The 20115-nt window shown below is 52.2% G+C and carries 17 protein-coding genes; 9 read left to right on the top strand and 8 right to left on the bottom strand.

The window, feature by feature from the left end; translation table 11 throughout:
• Positions 1–116 precede the first annotated feature (116 nt).
• A complete protein-coding gene (locus HCZ99_RS17855; protein ID WP_167448361.1) occupies positions 117–2153 on the top strand; it encodes an NADH:flavin oxidoreductase in 2037 nt (678 codons plus the stop codon).
• Between the two features lie 87 nt (positions 2154–2240).
• On the opposite strand, the gene HCZ99_RS17860 is transcribed toward HCZ99_RS17855, so the two are convergent.
• Positions 2241–3080 carry an NAD(P)H-binding protein gene (locus HCZ99_RS17860; protein WP_167448362.1) on the bottom strand — a complete coding sequence of 280 codons (840 nt, stop codon included), beginning with the start codon at positions 3078–3080 and terminating at the stop codon, positions 2241–2243.
• Between the two features lie 163 nt (positions 3081–3243).
• On the opposite strand from HCZ99_RS17860, the gene HCZ99_RS17865 reads away from it, so the two are divergent.
• Complete coding sequence (locus HCZ99_RS17865) at positions 3244–3873, top strand: TetR/AcrR family transcriptional regulator (protein WP_217701525.1); 630 nt, start codon at positions 3244–3246, stop codon at positions 3871–3873.
• A gap of 33 nt (positions 3874–3906) precedes the next feature.
• Here the strand turns inward: HCZ99_RS17865 and HCZ99_RS17870 are convergent, their stop codons facing one another.
• On the bottom strand, positions 3907–4977 hold the full coding sequence (locus HCZ99_RS17870; RefSeq protein ID WP_167448363.1) for an EAL domain-containing protein: 1071 nt from the start codon (positions 4975–4977) through the stop codon (positions 3907–3909).
• 191 nt (positions 4978–5168) lie between these two features.
• Complete coding sequence (locus tag HCZ99_RS17875; RefSeq protein ID WP_167448364.1) at positions 5169–6818, bottom strand: adenylate/guanylate cyclase domain-containing protein; 1650 nt, start codon at positions 6816–6818, stop codon at positions 5169–5171.
• A 133-nt stretch (positions 6819–6951) separates the two neighbouring features.
• Here HCZ99_RS17875 and HCZ99_RS17880 point away from each other — a divergent pair, with 133 nt between their 5' ends.
• The 4 genes from HCZ99_RS17880 (at position 6952) to HCZ99_RS17895 (ending at position 11867) form a co-directional block, all read left to right on the top strand.
• Entirely contained in the window at positions 6952–7824 is an 873-nt protein-coding gene (locus HCZ99_RS17880) for a helix-turn-helix domain-containing protein (protein ID WP_167448365.1), read from the top strand.
• Between the two features lie 133 nt (positions 7825–7957).
• Positions 7958–8851, top strand: coding sequence for an aromatic amino acid exporter YddG (gene yddG, locus HCZ99_RS17885; protein WP_167448366.1), 894 nt, complete (start codon positions 7958–7960; stop codon positions 8849–8851).
• A 196-nt stretch (positions 8852–9047) separates the two neighbouring features.
• Positions 9048–10799: a tetratricopeptide repeat-containing sulfotransferase family protein gene (locus HCZ99_RS17890; RefSeq protein ID WP_167448367.1), complete on the top strand. Its 1752-nt coding sequence runs from the start codon at positions 9048–9050 to the stop codon at positions 10797–10799.
• A 93-nt stretch (positions 10800–10892) separates the two neighbouring features.
• Positions 10893–11867, top strand: coding sequence for an adenosine deaminase (locus HCZ99_RS17895; protein WP_167448368.1), 975 nt, complete (start codon positions 10893–10895; stop codon positions 11865–11867).
• 93 nt (positions 11868–11960) lie between these two features.
• On the opposite strand, the gene HCZ99_RS17900 is transcribed toward HCZ99_RS17895, so the two are convergent.
• The 3 genes from HCZ99_RS17900 to HCZ99_RS17910 all read right to left on the bottom strand — a co-directional run bounded on the left by HCZ99_RS17900 (position 11961) and on the right by HCZ99_RS17910 (position 14839).
• On the bottom strand, positions 11961–12881 hold the full coding sequence (locus tag HCZ99_RS17900; RefSeq protein ID WP_167448369.1) for an alpha/beta fold hydrolase: 921 nt from the start codon (positions 12879–12881) through the stop codon (positions 11961–11963).
• Between the two features lie 89 nt (positions 12882–12970).
• Positions 12971–14287, bottom strand: a complete 1317-nt coding sequence (locus tag HCZ99_RS17905; protein WP_167448370.1) for an alpha/beta hydrolase — start codon at positions 14285–14287, stop codon at positions 12971–12973.
• Positions 14288–14434: 147 nt separating this feature from the next.
• Positions 14435–14839: an OsmC family protein gene (locus HCZ99_RS17910; RefSeq protein WP_167448371.1), complete on the bottom strand. Its 405-nt coding sequence runs from the start codon at positions 14837–14839 to the stop codon at positions 14435–14437.
• 200 nt (positions 14840–15039) lie between these two features.
• On the opposite strand from HCZ99_RS17910, the gene HCZ99_RS17915 reads away from it, so the two are divergent.
• The 3 genes from HCZ99_RS17915 (at position 15040) to HCZ99_RS17925 (ending at position 17693) form a co-directional block, all read left to right on the top strand.
• A complete protein-coding gene (locus tag HCZ99_RS17915) occupies positions 15040–15384 on the top strand; it encodes a hypothetical protein (protein WP_167448372.1) in 345 nt (114 codons plus the stop codon).
• Positions 15385–15540: 156 nt separating this feature from the next.
• On the top strand, positions 15541–17202 hold the full coding sequence (locus HCZ99_RS17920; RefSeq protein WP_167448373.1) for a GGDEF domain-containing protein: 1662 nt from the start codon (positions 15541–15543) through the stop codon (positions 17200–17202).
• A gap of 203 nt (positions 17203–17405) precedes the next feature.
• A complete protein-coding gene (locus HCZ99_RS17925; protein WP_167448374.1) occupies positions 17406–17693 on the top strand; it encodes a hypothetical protein in 288 nt (95 codons plus the stop codon).
• A 126-nt stretch (positions 17694–17819) separates the two neighbouring features.
• On the opposite strand, the gene glnA is transcribed toward HCZ99_RS17925, so the two are convergent.
• Both glnA and HCZ99_RS17935 read right to left on the bottom strand, forming a co-directional pair.
• Positions 17820–19229 (bottom strand): type I glutamate--ammonia ligase, encoded by a 1410-nt coding sequence (gene glnA / locus HCZ99_RS17930; protein ID WP_167448375.1) that lies wholly within the window; start codon positions 19227–19229, stop codon positions 17820–17822.
• A gap of 63 nt (positions 19230–19292) precedes the next feature.
• Positions 19293–19631, bottom strand: a complete 339-nt coding sequence (locus HCZ99_RS17935; RefSeq protein WP_167448376.1) for a P-II family nitrogen regulator — start codon at positions 19629–19631, stop codon at positions 19293–19295.
• Positions 19632–20115: the final 484 nt, after the last annotated feature.

Consider the following 20115-nt stretch of genomic DNA (forward strand, 5'->3'; position numbering starts at 1 on the left):
GCAAGCAAGCTCAGCATTGCCAATTTAGAAATATACACTAGTGATCTTAAAATTGACATATCTGTACATTTGTTCTTATGGTTGAGAAATGCGCGTTGGAAATTGGAGTTTCGCAAATGTCCAAAGACCCTCTTCTTCAGCCTTATCAGCTTAAGCATCTTACGCTTCGCAATCGCATCATCATGACATCCCATGAACCGGCATACCCGCAAGATGGCATGCCAAAGGAACGCTACCGCGCCTATCACGTTGAGCGCGCAAAGGGTGGGGTGGCAATGACCATGACGGCGGGGTCGGCGGCCGTATCGAAAGACAGCCCACCGGTTTTCAACAACCTTCTGGTTTATAAGGATGAGGTCGTGCCGTGGATGAAGGATATGACCGACGCCATCCACGAACAGGGTGCCGCGGTGATGATCCAACTCACCCATTTGGGTCGGCGGACACGTTGGGACAAAGGATACTGGTTACCCGTCGTATCGCCATCGCACAAACGCGAAGCCGCCCATCGGGCATTTCCCAAAAAGATGGAAGACTGGGATGTCGAGCGGATCATCAAGGATTATGCCGATGCCGCCGAACGCATGAAGGCGGGCGGCATGGACGGGATAGAGCTTCAAGCCTATGGCCATTTGATGGATCAGTTTTGGTCGCCTTTGACCAATGATCTTGATGGTCCATATGGCGGCAGTATGGATAATAGACTGCAATTTACATTCGATGTTTTGCGCGAAGTCCGCAAACGGGTTGGCCCCGATTTCATTGTTGGGATGCGCTATACCGCCGATGAGGATATGGAAGGCGGGCTCACCAAAGAAGACGGTCTGACGATTTCTCAGCGCCTAAAAGACTGCGGCATGATCGATTTTCTCAACGTGATCCGTGGTCATATTGATACCGATGCCGCCTTGACCGATGTGATCCCGATCCAAGGAATGTCAAATTCCCCGCATTTGGATTTTGCTGGCGACATCCGTGCGGCCACAAACTTTCCAACCTTTCACGCGGCAAAGATCCCCGATGTTGCAACCGCACGCCATGCGATTGCGTCGGGCAAGGTCGATATGGTCGGCATGACACGCGCCCATATTACCGACCCGCACATCGTGCGCAAAATCATCGAAAACCGCGAAGATGATATTCGTCCCTGTGTTGGTGCGAACTATTGCCTTGATCGGATTTATCAAGGCGGATCGGCTTATTGCATTCATAACGCCGCGACGGGGCGTGAGTTGGACATGCCCCATCGTCTGGCACCGGCGCAAACCCGCAAAAAGGTCGTCATTATCGGAACTGGCCCCGCCGGGTTGGAGGCCGCGCGGGTTGCGGGCGAACGTGGCCATGATGTGGTTGTTTTCGAAGCCGCCGACAGGCCCGGTGGACAAATCCTGTTAACCGCCCAAAGCGAACGCCGAAAGGAAATGATCAGCATCATTGAATGGCGTATGAACCAGTGCGCGCAACATGACGTGACCTTCCGGTTTAATACCTGGGCAGAGGCCGATACGGTTCAGGCGGAAAATCCCGATGTGGTCATCGTCGCAACCGGTGGCCTGCCCGATACCGAGGTGCTGTCACGTGGCAACGATCTGGTCGTTTCCTCTTGGGATATTATTTCTGGCGATGTGAAGCCGGGCAGTAATGTTTTGGTATTTGATGATGCCGGGGATCATGCGGGGCTTCAGGCGGCTGATCACATTGCGCAAACGGGCGCAAAAGTCGAAATCATGACCCCGGACCGTTCCTTTGCCCCGGAAGTCATGGCGATGAACCTTGTTCCTTATATGCGGTCCATGCAAAAGCTTGATGTGACATTTACTGTGACATATCGCCTTGAAGCGGTTGAAAAAGATGGCAATCAACTTGTTGCCCATGTCGGAAGCGACTATGGCGGGGGTTCCAAGCAACGCAAAGTCGATCAGGTGGTTATCAACCACGGCACCATTCCACTTGATGATCTGTATTTTGATCTGAAACCTTTGTCGTCAAACCATGGCGAGGTGTCGCATGATCAACTGATTACGGGGGGTCCCCAATCAGTCGTGCGCAATTCTGATGGATCATTCCAACTGTTTCGGATTGGCGATGCTGTGTCTGCGCGCAATACGCATGCCGCGATTTACGATGCGCTTCGTCTGCTTAAAGACATTTAAGACAGCGACTTTTGGCGTGCCGCAAAGCGAAAAACCGTCTGCAAATCATATGCAGGATGGTTGCAGCATTTGCGGCACGCGGGTTTGTCAGTTGCTTTCCTGAGCGTCCCAAACGCCCGTTTTTGCGACATTGCTGGCATAGGTACCAAATGATTTCGGTGCGCGGCCAAGAATGCGTTGAACGTCATCGGTTGGCGCGCTGTTGCGGCCATCAAGCACCTCTGAAAACAGATAACGAATTAAGTCCCGGCCGTCGTCGGGCACACCATCCATGACAAGTCCCATGTCGAGTTGCTCCAGCGTGATCGGGTGAAATACGATATCGCGCTTGGCCGCATTGGCGATGATGGCGGTGGCCTCGGCAAAGGTCAGGGCTTCTGCGCCGGAAAGGGTATAGTTTTTACCGATGTGGGCTGGGTTCAGAAGGGCTTCGACCGCGCAATCGGCGATATCATCGGTGTCAATAAACGGCTCTGGCGTGTTGCCTGCCGGAAGGGCAAGTGTGCCTTGAATTAGGTAAGGCAGGAAAAAATCTTCGCTGAAATTTTGGAAGAACCAGTTGGCGCGCAAAATGGTCCAATCTGCACCTGATGTGCGAAGGGCGTCTTCTGCATCTTCGGCGGCTTCTTCGCCGCGACCTGATAACATTACAAGGTGTTTGACGCCGTGGCTTACGGCACGTTTCGCAAAATCGGCAATGATTTTATCTGATCCTGGAACCGCCAGGTCGGGCTGAAACGTGACATACACCGCATCAATATTAGGAAGAACGGCATCCCAAGTATCAGGCTTTGTCCAATCAAAGGCGGGGGTGGTGCTGCGTGAAACGGCAACAACTGAATGGCCAAGCTTTTGAAGTTTTTCGGCGACGCGACGGCCGGTTTTGGCGGTTGCACCAAGAACAAGAAAGCGCGGCTTTTGTGACATATTACAAATCTCCTGAGGAAAGGTTATGAATGTGAGTAATCCTCACATTTGCCAAATGTGATAAATCCTCGTATTTTATTCGTCAAGAGATTCGATGAATGACAGGTTGTTGATGCTTGGCTAAAACCGATACGATCAACTGGTCAAAACAGGACGTAACCATTTGCCCGATAACGCAAAAAAGATGCGCCGCGCACCGACACAAAAAAGAAGCCGCGAACGTGTGCAAAACATCCTGAAGGTGGCATGTGATTTAATCGCGGCACAGGGAAGTGACGGCATGAAGATGGGGGAACTGGCGCAAAAGGCCGGAGTCTCCATCGGATCGCTGTATCAATATTTTCCCGACAAGGCATCGGTCATTCATGCGCTTGCCGATCGCTATAACGATGAATCGCGCCATTGCATCGAAGAAGCCTTTTCGCAGGTGACTTCCGGCCAGACTTTGATCACGGCATTTGATCAACTGATCGATATCTATTTCGACCTGTTTTTGGCCGAGCCGGTGATTTGCGATATTTGGACAGGGACGCAAGCCGATAAAACCCTGCGTGATATGGAACTTGAAGTCAGTCGTGAAAATGGCGCACTGCTGGCCCGGAAAATTACGCAGCTTCGCGGCGATCAAACCATTCAGGCATCGGTTTCGGCGCGCTGTTTGCTAATTATGAATATGGGCGAAGCCACCATGCGATTGGCAATTTCTGTCCCCTTGGAAGAGGGACGCGAAATCGTTGCCAGTTACAAGCGCATGGTGCGCAGTGAAATCACCGATATGCTTGGCGCAAAATAGAATTTCGGGACGTCACCCTTGGTTCAAGCCTTGCTATGCCGTCGGTGACTTAAAGGGCTGGGGGCTCGGTCGTCCAAGCAGGAAACCTTGGACATAATCGACTTTGTGCTCGGCCAGGAATTCAAGTTCTTCCTGACGTTCAATACCCTCGGCGACGACTTCTATGCCAAGCTGTTTGGCAAGATCAATCAACTTGCTCACGATGGCCTGTTTGTAGCTGTCATGATCAACATGATCGATCAGCTCGCGGTCAATTTTGATAATGTCCGGACGCAGATCCGGCAGCATATTCAACGTCGAATAGCCCGATCCGATATCATCAAGGGCCACTCTAAATCCGGAATCTCGGTACGATCTCAGGATGGTGCCAAGGTGGGCTGTGCTGCGGATTTTCTCGGTTTCGATAACTTCAAAAATGACGTTGTTACGATCAAGCCCGCATTCTTCGACCACGTCAATGGTTGAGCGCAGGCAAAAATCCGGGTCATAGATTGAACTTGGCGTAAAGTTGATAAACAGGTTGCCATCCACCTTGGCCTGATGGGCATTGCGCACGTTTGCAGCGCGTGCCGCCCGGTCAAGTTGGAACAGCAATGTCGCGGAATGTGCTGCACCAAACAGCACCCCGGGACTTATTTCGCTTCCATCGGGGGCAACCCCGCGCAAAAGACATTCATGCCCGTATGGCGTTGTCAGGTCATTGATCGGAAAGATCGGTTGAAAGGCCGAATTAAGTCGGTTTTCACGCAAAAGATCGCCAAGCCATTCTGCGCCAAGTGCTGCACGGATCGCGCTTAAACTTGTGATGCGGCCAATATCGTCAATTTCTGGTGACGTGTTTGGCGCCATAATCAGGGCTTTGGTTTCAGACAATTCTTCGGGCAGCAGGTCTTTGGAAACTGCGTCAATCAGGTCGCGAAATCCCGGACGGGAATAGTTGATTGTTAATGTGACGGCGGACTCTGTTTTGGACACCGGCAGATTGATCAACTTGGCGGCGGCCAGGATCTTGCCCGTAACGTGTGCGACCGGTGGCCACAAAAACAACTGGCCTTCTTTCGGGGTCGTTTCCGGAATGGAATCACACTTTGGGCAATAGGTCATCTGGTTCGCTCCGGCATCGTTTGCCCGTAAGAGATTGAAAGAAAATACAGATCAGGTGGCAATTTCGCCGTGTCGCAATTGCAGTATGTGGCAATCGTTAGTGACCGTTGCGAGCCCGCAATTTCAAAAAATACTATTTTCATAGGAATAAATGACGTCATCCGCGACGTCAAACATCGGACAAAAATCAGTCAAATATCGATGGTGAACAAATCGATCGTTTGCGTCCGGCCCCGAATATCAAACGTCCCAAGGTCACGAAACGCGATCCCGTCTTCCTCAATCGCACCACAAAGGGCCTTTGTCGTTGCACTGATCAGGATTTCGGTGCGGGTTTCCTTGTTCATGTTTTCCAATCGGGATGCCAAATTGGCCGCGTCCCCCTGAATGGTGAAATCGACCCGGTCGCGCGATCCGACCGGCCCAGCAACCACCGGCCCGGTATGAATGCCAATTCTGGTTTTAATTTTCTGACCGCCGGCAAAGACGTGATCACGGCTAAGCTTTTGCATGGCAATGCCTGCGCGCACAGCATTGGCGGCATGATCTGGATCATCATGGACAACGTTAAATGCCGCATGCAGGGCATCACCAACATAGTTCAGAACCGCCCCGCCGTGATCGCGGATCGGGGCGTTGACCAGATCAAAATATTCATTCAGCAATGAAATAACTTGGGCTGGTTCAAGTTGTTCTGCCATACGGGTAAAGCCACTGATATCGGTGAACATCACCGTGGCATAGCGAAGTTCCCCACCAGCACGTGGGTCGGCGTTGCGTTCACGTTCCATCGCCAGATGAACCACATCCTGACTGACATACCGTTCAAACGCGCGGCGCATGCGGTCCTTTTCAGATAGGCCGTCCGCCATACGGTTAAATTCAAACGCAAGTTTGCCTGCTTCGTCGTCGCTTGTGACGGCGATGCGGGTATCGACCTTGCCTTGCCTAATATCACGCACTGCCTCGGTCAGGCGGCCGATTGGTGATGTCAGGGTGCGGGTGATGAAATACAGGCACAAGACGGCGGCGGTTTCGGTGGCGATCACATCCAAAATCACCGCCTGTTGAACGGTTAAACCCTGCGTGGCGCGAATTTCACGAAACACTGTTAAGTCCAACAAAATCGCCAGCGATGAAATCAAGGTCAGGGCCAAAATCACAACCGCCAACCGATAGCCAATTCGCGCCCGACCCGGACGGAAATTAAATCCCCACTTGGTATGGATATCGTGCTTGATGGTTTCGCAGCACGCCGCGGCTGCAAAGAAGGCATAAATGGCAAAATGCGCCGCATAGGCAAACGCGAACCACAGGCTGCCATATAGTTTGGTGATGGCGGGAACCTGTTCAGACAATTCAGGATTGGTGTTAAAAACGCCCAATCCAAACGCCGAAACAGAATAGATCACACCCACGACAAACGCCCAAATCGACGATACCAATGCCAAGTGGCGCAACCGTCTTACACCCGGGCCGATGCGTTGCCGGGTGTCGGTGTTTAAGCCGGTAATCAGGTGACTAATGGGACGAAACAATACCCACGCACCAAGCGCGTTTAGACCGACCAAGATCGTGATGTTAACAAGTGCCGCGCGCCAAATCAGCGATGTATTGCCAGAAATCAGCACATAGGCCCCGGAAAAACACACATCAATGATCGCCATCCCGATCAGGGCACGGATATAGCGCAGCACAAATGGCGTTGCGGGCGCAGCTGACCAATACCGATGGTCTGTATCGGCGTCTTTATTGCGATTGGCCTTGCGCGCAATGTCATCCGTGATGTGCGGATCGCCTGTGTTTAAGTTTTTGTCGATGGTGCGTGTGTCCTGTGGCACGGCTTTTCCAATCGTTTTCTTTTCATACGATACCACAGGTCGTCAGGTTCATTTTACCGCGATCACATCGCTGAAAGTCTGGTTGGCACGCCACGTTTCCATATCTATGATGCGCCAGGGAGAACGCGACATCATGCAATTTAGTCTTCGGCAATATCGATCAGAAGCCGCAAGCCATAGCCATACCGATTTTCATCAGATCATCATTTCTGATTTGGGGCTTTTGGAATTGGAAATTGAAGGACGCGGCGGCGCGGTCAGCGGGACGCGGTTGGCATTTGTGCCCGCCGGGGACACGCATGCCTATCGTGCGCAGGGGCTAAACAGGTTTTTGGTGCTTGATGTCGACACCGATCTTGCCAAGCGCGCTGGCATCGAAGCCCTTTGGCATCGCAATGCCAATGCATCGCCCTATCTTCAAATTGCAAACGGCCAGCAGGCGGCCCTGTCCGATCTGTTGCGTACGGTTACCTCATCCCGACAGGCCGGGGCGCCGATCAGTTTATCCAGTCGGGTGGGCGACTGCGGAACGTTGATCGATGATCTGTCTGGCGAGGAGGGCATTGTCTGCAACAGCCTGTTGCGGGTTTTGGCCGGAACATCAGCCGCCTCAATCGGCTTAACCGCCAAAGCCAGCACTCACAATGGCCTCTCTTTGATCCCGCCGCGTTTGCAGCGGGTTCTTGATTGGGCCGAATTGCGGTTGGCTGATCCGATTTCGGTATCAGATATGGCCGCCGTCGCGGTTCAGTCTGAAAGCAGCTTTTTTGATACTTTTCAGCGATATATCGGCACAACGCCGATGCGTTGGTTGACCGAGCAAAGGTTGCTTGCCGCGCGCCATTTGCTGATGGCATCGGGCAAAGATATCGCGATTGGCGACCTTGCCGTGCAAGTTGGCTTTACCGATCAAAGCGCGTTCTCGCGTGCATTCTCGCGCCGGTTTGGTTGCTCACCGCTAAAAATGCGGATGCAAGGCGCCGTTGATTTAGCAGCCTTTAATTAACGGTATTATCCCGTCTCAAAAGATCGCCTCTGTATCTGGCCGTAAGCTCCACATCCGGAGTTTCAGCACAGACAGAAACCGCGCATCTGTTCAATGATCGCCCCGCGATTAGATGAAACTTGGGATGGCGTTGATGTCATTGGCTGCACAAAAATCAAAAGCAACCTTTGTGGGTATGATTGCCGTGGTGCTCTGGGCGCTCTTGGCGCTTTTCACCACAGAGGTCAGCGCCATCCCGCCTTTTCAGTTAGTCAGTCTGTGCTTTGCGGTTGCAGCCGTCTTTAGTTTTGTCTGGATTGTGCTGAGCGGCAAAAACCCACGCCTTATTTTGCGACAGCCACCGGGGGCTTGGGTGCTTAGTGTCGGCGGGCTGTTTGGCTATCACTTTTTCTATTTCGTTGCCTTGGCAAATGCCCCGGCGGTCGAGGCCAGTTTGATTGCCTATCTTTGGCCACTGCTAATTGTGGTTTTTTCGGCTCTGCTGCCGGGGGAAACACTGCGGTGGTATCATGTGGCTGGCGGCTTTCTTGGTCTGTGTGGTGCGGCGTTGCTGGTGACCAAAGGGCAGGGGATTGCGTTTGATCCGGCCTTTGGGCTTGGTTATGGGGCGGCGATTATCTGTTCGTTGCTATGGTCGGGCTATTCCGTTTTGAACCGTCGATATGGTGCCGTTCCGGTCGAAGCGGTATGTGGCTTCTGTGCCGGGGCGGCTGTGCTTGGTTTCGTTACGCATTTGGGTATGGAAAGCTGGGTAATGCCAAATGTGCGGCAATGGTTGGCAATCATCGGATTGGGACTTGGCCCGGTGGGCGCGGCATTCTTTGTCTGGGATTTTGGCACAAAACACGGCGATATTCAGGTGCTCGGTGTGGCGGCATATGGCGCGCCACTTCTAAGCACGATTTTGCTGGTTGTGTTTGGTAAGGCCGATGCCACGCCTGCTGTCGCACTTGGTTGTTTGTTTATTGTCGGCGGGGCGCTTGTGGCATCGCGCGATATGATTTTGCGATCCCGGCGTAAGGCATAGCGGTTTACCGCGCTGCGGACCACGCAATTGGGCCGAAATTTTAAGGCCTTCGCCAGTTGACGGGCGGTTGAACGGTACGCTCGTCATCGGGAAACAGGGCGGATATTTGCCCTGTGCACTGTTACGCAAATGACTTATAGTCACCTCTGGCTTGGGAGGGCGCATTTCTAAATTTACAGGCACCAAGGATACATAAATGACGCAGGTGAAAGCGGACATTGCACAGGATTTGAAGTTGGCAATGTCGGCGGGCGAATTTGACAAGGCAGCCAAAATTGGCGCCCGTATCCTCCGACTGCATCCAAAACGAACCGACATCCAAATCATGACCGCCGTAAGCGAGTTGCAGGGCAAGATGCCCGCACAGGCGGGGCAACGGTTGCGGCGTATCTTTCGCAATTTGGCACCCGACGATCGTTTTTTCGTGCCAGTGACGCAAAACTTAATCCAATATGCTGAGCGAACTGGTGATTTTGAGGCCGTCGAAGCCGCGTTTGAACAGCGCTATCGCGCTGCCCCCCAGTACGGCGTTTTTGCGTGTCTCCTTGCCGAAGTTATTTTTCGCCATCAAACCCATTTAAGTCCGGGCCGAAGCTTTGCCCCACAGCTAGATTATGCGGTGGAAATTTTGGCAAAAATACCGGAGGCCGACCCGCATCAAATCGATGCCCAGATATTGCTGGCGCGCATTTTCCTGTATCAAGATCACCATCAAAAGGCATCTGACCTTCTGGCCAAGATCGCGCAGAAGCAGCCAAATAACTTAGCACTGCGCGAACAACTGGCATCAACCTATGCCTTTGCCGGGCAGGTCGACAAAGCGGTTTCCACCTGCCTTACGATCATTGATGAATTTCCAGATTGCGGTGCGCAGCCCTACAATATCGTTTCATTCATGCGTGCCGCTGATTTACCAGAAAATACGCGGGATGTGTTAGGCGCGATTATCAATACGCCAAACGCCCCGTATGATCAGGTTTACAAGGCTTCCTTTGTGCTTGCCCGCATGGACGAGGCAGCGGGTGATATGAAATCAGCATTTGATTGGTACCAAGTCGGCCATGCCGCAAGCCGCAAAGCCCGTCCCATCGATATGACGGCGGAGCTTCATGAGATGGAGCTGATTGCAGAACTGGCGCGCAAGGCGGCTTCTGAGCAGGAAGATGCAAAAACGGATTTGGTCGCAGAAGAAGACGGACCCAAACCCAAACCGATCTTTATCGTTGGAATGCCGCGGTCTGGCACGACCCTAAGTGAACGTATTTTGGGTGCGCATCCAGATGTCTATGCCGCCGGCGAAATCGGCGATCTGGCAAAGGCTCTGATCGAAGTGGTCGGACGTGGCACCATGTCCGAGCAGATCGCCCGTCTGAGCCCGAAAAACATAGTCGAGGTGCGAAAACGCTACCTTGCGGCAATGAAGGGCTATGCGCCTAATGCGCGCTTTGTTGTGAACAAAACACCAGCCAATTTTTTGCGGGTAGAGGCTATTCGCCGGGTCTTTCCCGATGCGCCAATTCTTCACACCCATCGTCATCCGTTGGCAACCTGTCTTTCGCTTTATACAACGCCATTTGCCAACCCAATGCGGTTTGCCGATGATTTGGGTGATTTAACCGATTATTACCGTGCCTACGAAAACCTGATGAAGGTGTATTTCGAGACCGACCGAAACGGGATGCTTTTTGATTTGCCCTACGAAGATTTAGTGGCAGATCCCGAAACGGTTGGGAAGGCATATCTGGCCCATTGTTGTTTGGACTGGCATCCGGCGTGTTTGGAATTTTATCGCAATGACAAAGCCGCAACCACGGCCAGTATGATTCAGGTGCGCCGCCCCATCTATACTGATTCCCTTGGAAAATGGCAGCGGTTTAAGCCCTATATCGGTCCATTGGCGGACCTTGATCTGGCTACGTCCGCATTGGACAAAACACCTGGCGAATAACCCGGAAAAAAGTTTGCAGCGTGACGTCTTAGGGGACTTCGGGCTAAAAAGGTTTCATACAACAAGAAATTTTAAAAACGCCGGAGTGCGCTGATGACATTGAAACTCCCAAAAGCAGAGCTGCATTTGCATCTTGAAGGTGCAATGACGCCGTCACTTGTACGATCCTTTGCCAAGCGTAATGGCCTGACATTGCCCGATGATATTTATGATGATCAGGATCGTTATATCTGGTCGGATTTTCCTGAGTTTCTTAAAAGTTTTGATAAAGCCAGTGCCGCCATCCGCACCAAGCAGGATTATGCTGATCTGACGCATTTTTACCTGACGGAGCAGGCCAAGGCAGGCGCGCTTTATGTTGAACTATTTTGTTCGCCAACTCATGCCGCCGACTGCGGGATTTCGTTTGATGATCATCTTGAAGGGGTGGTTGATGGCATTGACCGCGCCCAAAAGGAATGCGGCATCATTGGCCGGATCATCATGACATGTGTCCGCCATGTTGGCGGGGATATCGCGCTTAAGGTAGCCAAAGAAACGGTTGCCTGCGGCCACCCCTATATCGTTGGGTTTGGCATGGGCGGCAATGAAAGCATGTTTTCCCAAGAAACATTCTATCCGGCTTTTAAAATTGCCGCTGATGCCGGATTGGGCTGCACCACCCACGCAGGGGAGGTCGAAGGACCACAAAGTGTTTGGGATGCAATTGATAAGCTGCCTGTAACCCGGATCGGTCATGGTGTGCGGTCTATCGAAGATCCGAAATTGGTCGAAACCCTTGCCAAGCGCGGCATTGTTCTTGAAGTCTGTCCGGGGTCAAACATCGCGCTTTCGGTCTATCCCGATTACGCCGCACATCCGCTTCGTAAACTTTATGATGCCGGGGTGAAGGTCACGCTGGGCTCAGATGATCCGCCGTTCTTCTTTACGACTTTGGCCGATGAATATCAGCGCGCACAGGATGATTTCGGCTTTAGCGATGCGGAGCTGATCGGTCTTACCCGCACCGCACTTGAGGCCGCATTTGTTGACGACGTCACCAAGGCAGAACTGATTGCCAAACTTTAAATCGCACTTGAATTTTTAGTGTGGGATTTCGATAAATCCGACCTGATCCGTCATTTAAACAGCGCCCGGTTTTCGTCGGGTGCTGTTTTTGTATTAAGCCGGATGTCGGGCGACGTGGGCATCGAATGTTTGCCAAAACTGATCGCGATAGATGTCGCGTTCTTGCAGAACTTCGTGCCGCGCCCCGGGGATGTCGGTGACGGTGATATTTGGATGATCGTCAAAAAGGGCGTGGGTTGTGCTGTTTGACACGACCTGATCATTGCCCGCAAGCACCATGGTGATGGGGGGCAAAGGCGGGCGCGGTGCCGTGGCAGCGAATTTTTGGGCAACACTAGCCTGTGTGCGAAAACACGCATTAAGCCACCCAGCAGATACGCCACCAATCACAAGATCGGGTTGCGATGTCAGCGACGCAACATTGCGTTCATACCGCGCCTGGTCAGACGTCAAAAGGTTTTCCGGCGCAAAGGGGCGCAACGGCGACATCAATTTTTGCCCCGGAAGGTATCGACGATCAAGGCCGTACCGACACAGGTTGGCTGACAAAATCTTTGCTGCCTTTGAAAACCAGTTCGGCCCACCCATGCCAAAAAACGGCGCAATCATCACCACGCTTTGCCAAAGATCAGGATTTAAAAGCAGCATATTCATCGCCACCAACCCACCGGTCGAATGGGTCAAAACCATTGGGCAGACAATGTTGTGATGGCGTTTAAGGTCATCGATCACGCAGGCGGTATCCGCCATATAGTCGCCTACATCTCTCACGTAACCCATCGTGGGGTCCGGTGTGGCGCGGTCCGATCCGCCTTGGCCGCGAAAATCAAATGTCACGCAGCCAAAGCCACGCCGGGTAAGGTCATCGGCGGTTTCTTCGTAGCGTTCAACATATTCGCCGCGCCCCTGAAGGATCAGGATATAGCGATCTGATTTCGGGTCCGTCGGGGGATGAATGCCATAGCGCAGGCGCACACCATCTTTGTCGATTGCCTCATGAAACGAAAATGGCATTTACGCGTGTGTCCTGACTTTCAATTGAATAGGTATTCTCATCCGTGCGGGCGAGAAGAACATGTTTCTAGGAGGGATTATTTCAAAGTTTATTTCACTGTGACGGTGGGCGCCATGGCACGGGCAACCGCGATGAAATGGGTGATTTTTTCCATCATCTCGTCAAAGTCCGGGTTAAAGGTCGCGCGGCGCAATGTGCCCGGTGTCGCACCCTCTAGCAGGTTGCGCTCCCCGTAAAACGCGCTGGGTGCGGTAAGGCATTTTTCCTTGTCTTTGTCTGTTTCATAGTGACCGCAATCTGAATAAGCACCATCCAGCCCGTAAACCGGATTGCTCGGCGAAAGCGTGATACCGGTATGGGCATGGTTCAGGGTTCTTAAATCGGCATTGGCGGAGTCAACACGATCGACGTCATCGCAAACATTTTTGTCGTCAGGGATTTGAATTTCGCCCTGATACCACAGCATCTGCCGGTTTTCTGACGTGACTTTTTCGCAAAACACATCAAGGGAAACCAAAGGATCAACCGTTTGATCATCTGAGCTGACCGCCATAAAGACCGGAATATCTATCGGGCCGATGGCTCCGTCGCGGAACGGCGATGTCAGAAGCTGAAATTCCGCTGCCGCATTCATCGCCATGGCGCCATATTTGCCCGGATCATTGTTTTGTCCCTGACCGACCCAGTCTTTGACGTAACGAACATAGGGCGTCAGCCACGCCATGCCGCTATGCGCCGCAAGGCCTGGCGACAACATTACAAGGGCCGCAAGCCGGTCGTCATGGTCCGGCATATCGTAATAGCGCCCAATCAGGGCTGCGCCAGCGGAATAGCCAATGGGGATAATGTGTTCGATATCCGGGCCAAAGGATTCAACGCCGAATTTTATCGTGGCGAGCCAGTCTTCATAGCTGACATCCATCAAATCTGCTGGCACCGTGCCGTGCCCCGGAAGCAGAACGCCATGAAATGACGCGCACGGATAGTTTTTCTGCAACGCATCGCGCACATCGTCCAGCCAATAGGGGCTGTCGGTCAGGCCATGAACCAAAACAAATCCAAGATTTTCTCCGCGCGATAACAGGGCATCTCCGCGTGCACAGGTGTTCTGATCTGGCGCGATCTCATACGGGGCACGCATTTCAACAACGTCATCCAGGCTAAAGGACCCAAAGGGTTCTTTTTCATCGGCAAAGCGGCTGCGCTGTAAAACGTTACGAAGTTGGCTGCGAGTATTTTTGACATAGTCAGAAAACGACATATCGGGCGAGGGGGCTGTAATGGCAGAACCCGACGGCGTTAATGCATCTGCATGCGCATTTTGGTGTGCACCGGACGCCGCAAGAAGGCCGGTTGCGATACTGATAAAACACAGGCACGAACGTATCGGGTTATTGGCATACATGGGGCGTCTCCGGGCCGGGGCGATTGATCTTATTCTTTTAAGCTTAACGTGCTGTGTGCCGCGGCGCGAGTATGAAAAAAAGCGGCCCGTTAAGACCGCTTTGATTTTGGAATGTTTTAGGGGCTGCAACGCCGCTTGATATTGCGGTTATTCCATGATTTCCCAGCTATGGGTAACCTCTGCCGCCTTTGACAGCATGATTGAGGCTGAGCAATATTTTTCCGCTGACAATTCGACCGCACGCCCAATTTTGGTTTCGTTGAGGTTTTCGCCCTTCACTTTGAAATGAAGGTGGATTTTGGTGAAAACCTTGGGATCGGTTTCGGCCCGTTCTGCTTTGACGTCGGTCACAACGTCCAAAACGTTTTCACGGCCTTTTTTAAGGATGTGCACCACATCAATAGACGAACAGCCAGCAACCCCAAGCAGAAGCATTTCCATCGGACTGGGACCAAAACCGTTTTCCCGGTTGCCATCCATAACAACACCGTGTCCGCTGCCACTGGTGCCGGTGAAGGTCAGGTTTTCAAGCCACTTTACCCGTGCTTCCATGATCAAATTCCTATTTGTGAAATACAGTTAACCCATGCTCTAGCGCGGTTCGCGCGCAGCTGCAATATGTGATCACGCGGAATACGAAAGATCGGGAGGGATTAATGCGCTTGGCGGTGCTAAACTGTTATTGGAGTTTTTACTTTCGGACGCGATACTTAACGGACAAATTCGACCCTTATGGTTAAGGAGTAAAGGTCATGACGCAGGATACCAGCGGTCGCAGTAAAAGCCGCTTCATGATGAGCATGGAACATGTTCTTCGTGAAATTAATCACGAGATTATAAGCCCGGCCATTCCCGACATGTCGGTTGAAAATGCTGTGCCACTTATAATTAATGTCGCCCGGCTTCGTGCGGATTACCTGAAATACGCGTTTGAGCTGAGTGCAGATCGCAACGATCAGCACCCGACAAAGGAAGAATTGGCAAAGCTAAAGCACCTGCGTGAAACCTATCAGGAAATGCTGGCTGCTGCACGCGAGTTGGAGCATTGCATTGACCGCGGCTATATCGATCTTCCGACTTCGGCAGAAAAACCATAGGCAATTTCGCTGCAATATAAGAAAAATAATGACTTATTCGTAAGTATATGTAATGACTTACGCATAAAAGAAAGGGCCGAAAAGGCCCGCTGGTTCAGGGACATCACGAAAACCAATATAATATGGAGTGCGCCGGTCTTCGGCGTTGCAAGTGATTTGTCAATCAGTTCTGAAATTGCAGCAACGGCAGCTTTGTCACGCGATAGTCTTGTTTTTCTGGACCAATCGAGCCTGAAGGTTGTGCACGCCAATGAGGCGGCACAAACCCAGCTTGAAGATGCCAAGTCGGTGATCCGTGCGGGAACCGAGGTAAAGCAGTTCCTGGCCTTTCTGGCCAAGAAGGGCGAATTTATTAATGGCGACGCTGTCGGCGCCGTAAGGGATGCCTTGGCAAGTATTTCGGCCGGAAAACAGGCCGAACTTCCTGCGTTTCGTTTGTCTGGTAAAAAGTTTGATTGGCACTGCGCACCCGGACCTGCAGATACGGTCGCACTTGTGCTGCGCGACCCCGGCAAAGAACAAGAACTTGCCAGCGCACTTGCTGCAAAAAAGGGCCTTCTTCAGCAGCTGATTGATGTCGTTCCATCCCCGATTTACGTCAAAAACCTTGATGGGGTTGTCACGCGTTGTAATCCTGCCTTTGCTGCGTTCCTTGGCAAAGAACTTGGCGATGTCACTGGTGCAAAATTCGATGACATCGCCCCCGAAAGCCTTGCCAAAACCGTTGGCTCGCACGAAGCACCGCTTTTAAAGAAAGACGGTCAAGTGCATGATGAAATCGCCTTTGAACTTGGTGATAAGTACCATGTGGCTGTTTTGACCGCATCAAGCCTTAAGGCGCCAAGTGGGGCCATTGCGGGTGTAATTGGATCGGTGGTGGATGTCTCATCACTCAAAAAGGCCGAGGCCGAAGTCGCCCAAGCAACCAAGCGCCTGACGACAGTGTTGGCAAGTGCGCCTGTCGGTGTGGCGATCTCAAGCCGTGAAAGCGGTGTCTTCCGCTTCTTTAACAAAGCATTTGATTCGCTTCTGAATATCGGCGACGCCAAGGACCCGGCAGATTCGATTTTGCTTTCCGAACGCTATCGCAAGCAGTCGCTTCAAGACATGGATATGCTTGGCCAGTTGCAGAATGTTGAACTTCGACTGCGCCGCCCGGGCATGTCAGAAGCCCGCTGGTTAAAAACCTCGCTGGAGCCGGTGACATTTGAAGGCGAAAATGCTGTTCTGTGGTGGACAAGTGACATCACCCGGCAAAAGCACGCCGCGCGCGAACTTCAAAATAAAGCCAATAACGATGAACTGACCGGTTTGGCCAACGGTGCGCGGTTCACGCAAAAGCTTGATCAGTGCGAAGTGGTCTTGCGCGGTACTGATACGCCCGCATCCCTGTTTGTCCTTGATCTGGACGGCTTTAAAAAGCTTAACGACACCAAGGGGCACGCGGCCGGTGACTGGGTGCTAACCGAAACGGCAAAGCGCCTTAAACGGGCCGCACGCCGGGCTGATGAAATTGCGCGTGTCGCGGGCGATGAATTTACCCTGTTGTTTATCAATAAGGGCAAAGAAGCCGAAATGACCGAAATGGCAAACAATATTCTGGCTGAAATCAACAAGCCCTTCATCTGGAACGATGAAGATTGCAATATTTCCGCCACCATTGGTTTTTCGGTCTTTAACGGCGGTCTCAGCGACATGAACGAACAGCTGCGCCGTGCCGATAAAGCCATGCGCAAAGCCAAAAGCGATGGACCAGGGAACTGCTGCCTGTATCAGCGCGAGTTGGAGCCGGAAATCTATCAGGATGACGGCGAGTAAGCCCTTCGCACCCTGCGATACATCCAATGTAATTTCGACCAAGCTGATTGATGCTGGGGCGGCGATCATGTGTGCATCATTGCCCCAAAATCGCGCCTCGCATTACGGGGGAAGCGCGATCAATTCATCGTTGGTCAATGCGTGGACTTTTGGAAATTCCAACCCTGTGCTAAACCCGCGCCAGAACATTACGAGGCAGGGCCATGACAGAAGAACAATCAAACAGCCAACGATTTACACCGACCGCATGGACCCCCGCACGGGTGCAACTGTGGAATGCGCTTGAGGGCGATGACCGCAAAACGTTTGAAGAATGGGTCATGGCTGGCAACAAGGCCGAGATCCCGTCAAAATTCCAGTCGCGTTACGACGAAATCAAAGACATTGAGCAAAAAAGCAAAGTGCCCGCTTGGCTGATGAAGGCCATGCTAGGGCAGGGCTGGTTGCGCAATAATATCGAAACGACTTGGGGCCGGTTCTACAACAAATAAAAAAAGACCCCTTCCGCGTTCGATACCGTCTTGGAACTTAAGTCAGCTCCTTGACGGTATCTGGGCGAAAGGGGGCTTAAAATCTAACGCTTATCTCAGGTATTCCCTAAGAAGCAACGCTTTGCGTTACGCGCTGTAGTACATGTCGAATTCGACCGGGTGCGGTGACTGTTCGAAGCGAATGACTTCTTCCATTTTCAGATCAATGTAAGCATTGATCAGATCGTCGGTCATCACGTCGCCTTTTTTCAGGAACTCGCGGTCTGCATCGAGGCTGGTAAGCGCTTCACGCAGCGAACCACAAACGGTCGGAACGTCTTTGAGCTCTTCCGGCGGAAGGTCATAGAGGTTTTTGTCCATGGCATCGCCCGGGTGGATCTTGTTCTCGATACCGTCAAGGCCAGCCATCAGCATTGCGGTGAATGCGAGATACGGGTTGGCCATGGCATCCGGGAAGCGGATCTCGACACGTTTGCCTTTTGGCGAAGCGGTGTACGGGATACGGCAAGATGCGGAACGGTTACGTGCCGAGTATGCCAGAAGAACTGGTGCTTCAAAGCCCGGGACCAGACGCTTGTAAGAGTTGGTCGTCGGGTTGGTGAAGGCGTTCAGTGCTTTGGCGTGCTTAATGATACCGCCGATGTAGTAAAGGGCAGTGTCAGAAAGATCGGCATAGCCATTACCAGCAAACAGCGGTTTGCCTTCGTTCCAGATCGACTGGTGCACGTGCATACCAGAACCGTTGTCACCAAATACCGGTTTCGGCATGAAGGTGGCGGTTTTGCCATACTGGTGTGCAACCATCTGGATGCAATATTTGTAGATCTGGATCGCGTCGGCATGGTCGATCAGGGTGCCAAATGCGATACCCAGTTCGTGCTGCGACGGTGCAACTTCGTGGTGGTGCTTTTCGCAACGCACGCCCATTTCGTTGATGTAGTTGACCATTTCGGCACGAATGTCGTTTGCCGAGTCAACTGGCGGTACTGGGAAGTAACCACCCTTCGGTCCCGGACGGTGGCCGCGGTTGCCGCCTTCGAATTCGGTGCCGGTGTTGTACGGACCTTCTTCGGAATCAAGCGCGTAGGCCATGCTTTCCTGGCTGGTGCTCCAACGAACATCATCAAACAGGAAGAATTCTGGCTCTGCACCAAAGAATGCGGTGTCACCGATGCCTGCAGACTGCATGTAAGCAAGTGCGCGTTTCGCGGTCGAACGCGGGCAACGCTCGTAACCCTGGCCGGTGGCCGGTTCGATAACGTCGCAGAACAGGATCAAGCAAGGCTGTGCGGTGAACGGATCAACAACAGCCGATGCCGGGTCCGGCATCAGGATCATGTCGGATTCGTTGATGTCTTTCCAACCGGCGATCGACGAACCGTCGAACATGATGCCGTCAACAAAGACGTCTTCGTCGATCGTGCAGATATCCTGCGCAGTATGCTGCCATTTACCTTTGGAATCGGTAAAGCGCAGATCGACAAACTGGATGCCTTTTTCTTTGATCAGATTAAGTACAGAAGCAGCGTCAGACATGATGCAACCCTTTAAAACTCAAAATTAGTTACCGTCTGGTGTTCAATAAAAGACAATGACCGATCAGATCGCGTCGTCGCCTCGTTCACCAGTACGAATGCGGATCGCGTCCTCGAGTGAGGAAACGAAGATTTTACCGTCGCCGATACGACCGGTATGTGCGGCCTGCTGGATTGCCTCAATCGCACGCTCAAGAAGCGTGTCCTCGACAACGATTTCCAGCTTTACCTTCGGCAGAAAGTCCACAACATATTCGGCGCCGCGATACAGCTCCGTGTGACCTTTCTGACGGCCGAAACCTTTGGCCTCGGTTACGGTAATCCCTTTGAGGCCAATCTCTTGAAGAGCCTCTTTGACCTCGTCAAGCTTGAACGGCTTGATGATGGCTTCAATCTTTTTCATTAAGCGCCCTCTGCTTTTGCGAGAGTTGCGTAGAACTCGGAAAGCATGATGCTTCGCCCAGTGTCTTTTGCACGGACCATGCCAATTCAGGCCCGCATCTGCATTCTAAGGACTCTTGCGCCGAAAACCAGCAAAACCCATGAAATTTTTGATCTTTTCGCTCTTTTATGTGACTTATTTTTAGGCGGTCTGATTAAAGTTTATGCAGAATCCGTGTGTGGCCGTGTTGCGGCTGCACACAGGCCGATCTCGGCTTGCCAAGTTCGGGGCGCCATGCGACAGAAACGGTCTGTAAATTCCTGCGCGATATCCATTTCTGCTATAAAACCAGTATCTTGCATGTGACTCGGCGGCTTTTAGATTGCACAGTGATTTTAGGGCCGCTTACGGGGCTAAATTGCCGCAGATCGACACGGTTTTGCAAAATCGGTGTATTATCGCTGTGACATATCGTTTGTCCTGTGGCATCACGTTGACATGCATA

It is taken from the genome of Thalassospira lucentensis (assembly GCF_011806425.1).
Classification (GTDB): Bacteria; Pseudomonadota; Alphaproteobacteria; order Rhodospirillales; family Thalassospiraceae; genus Thalassospira; species Thalassospira lucentensis_B.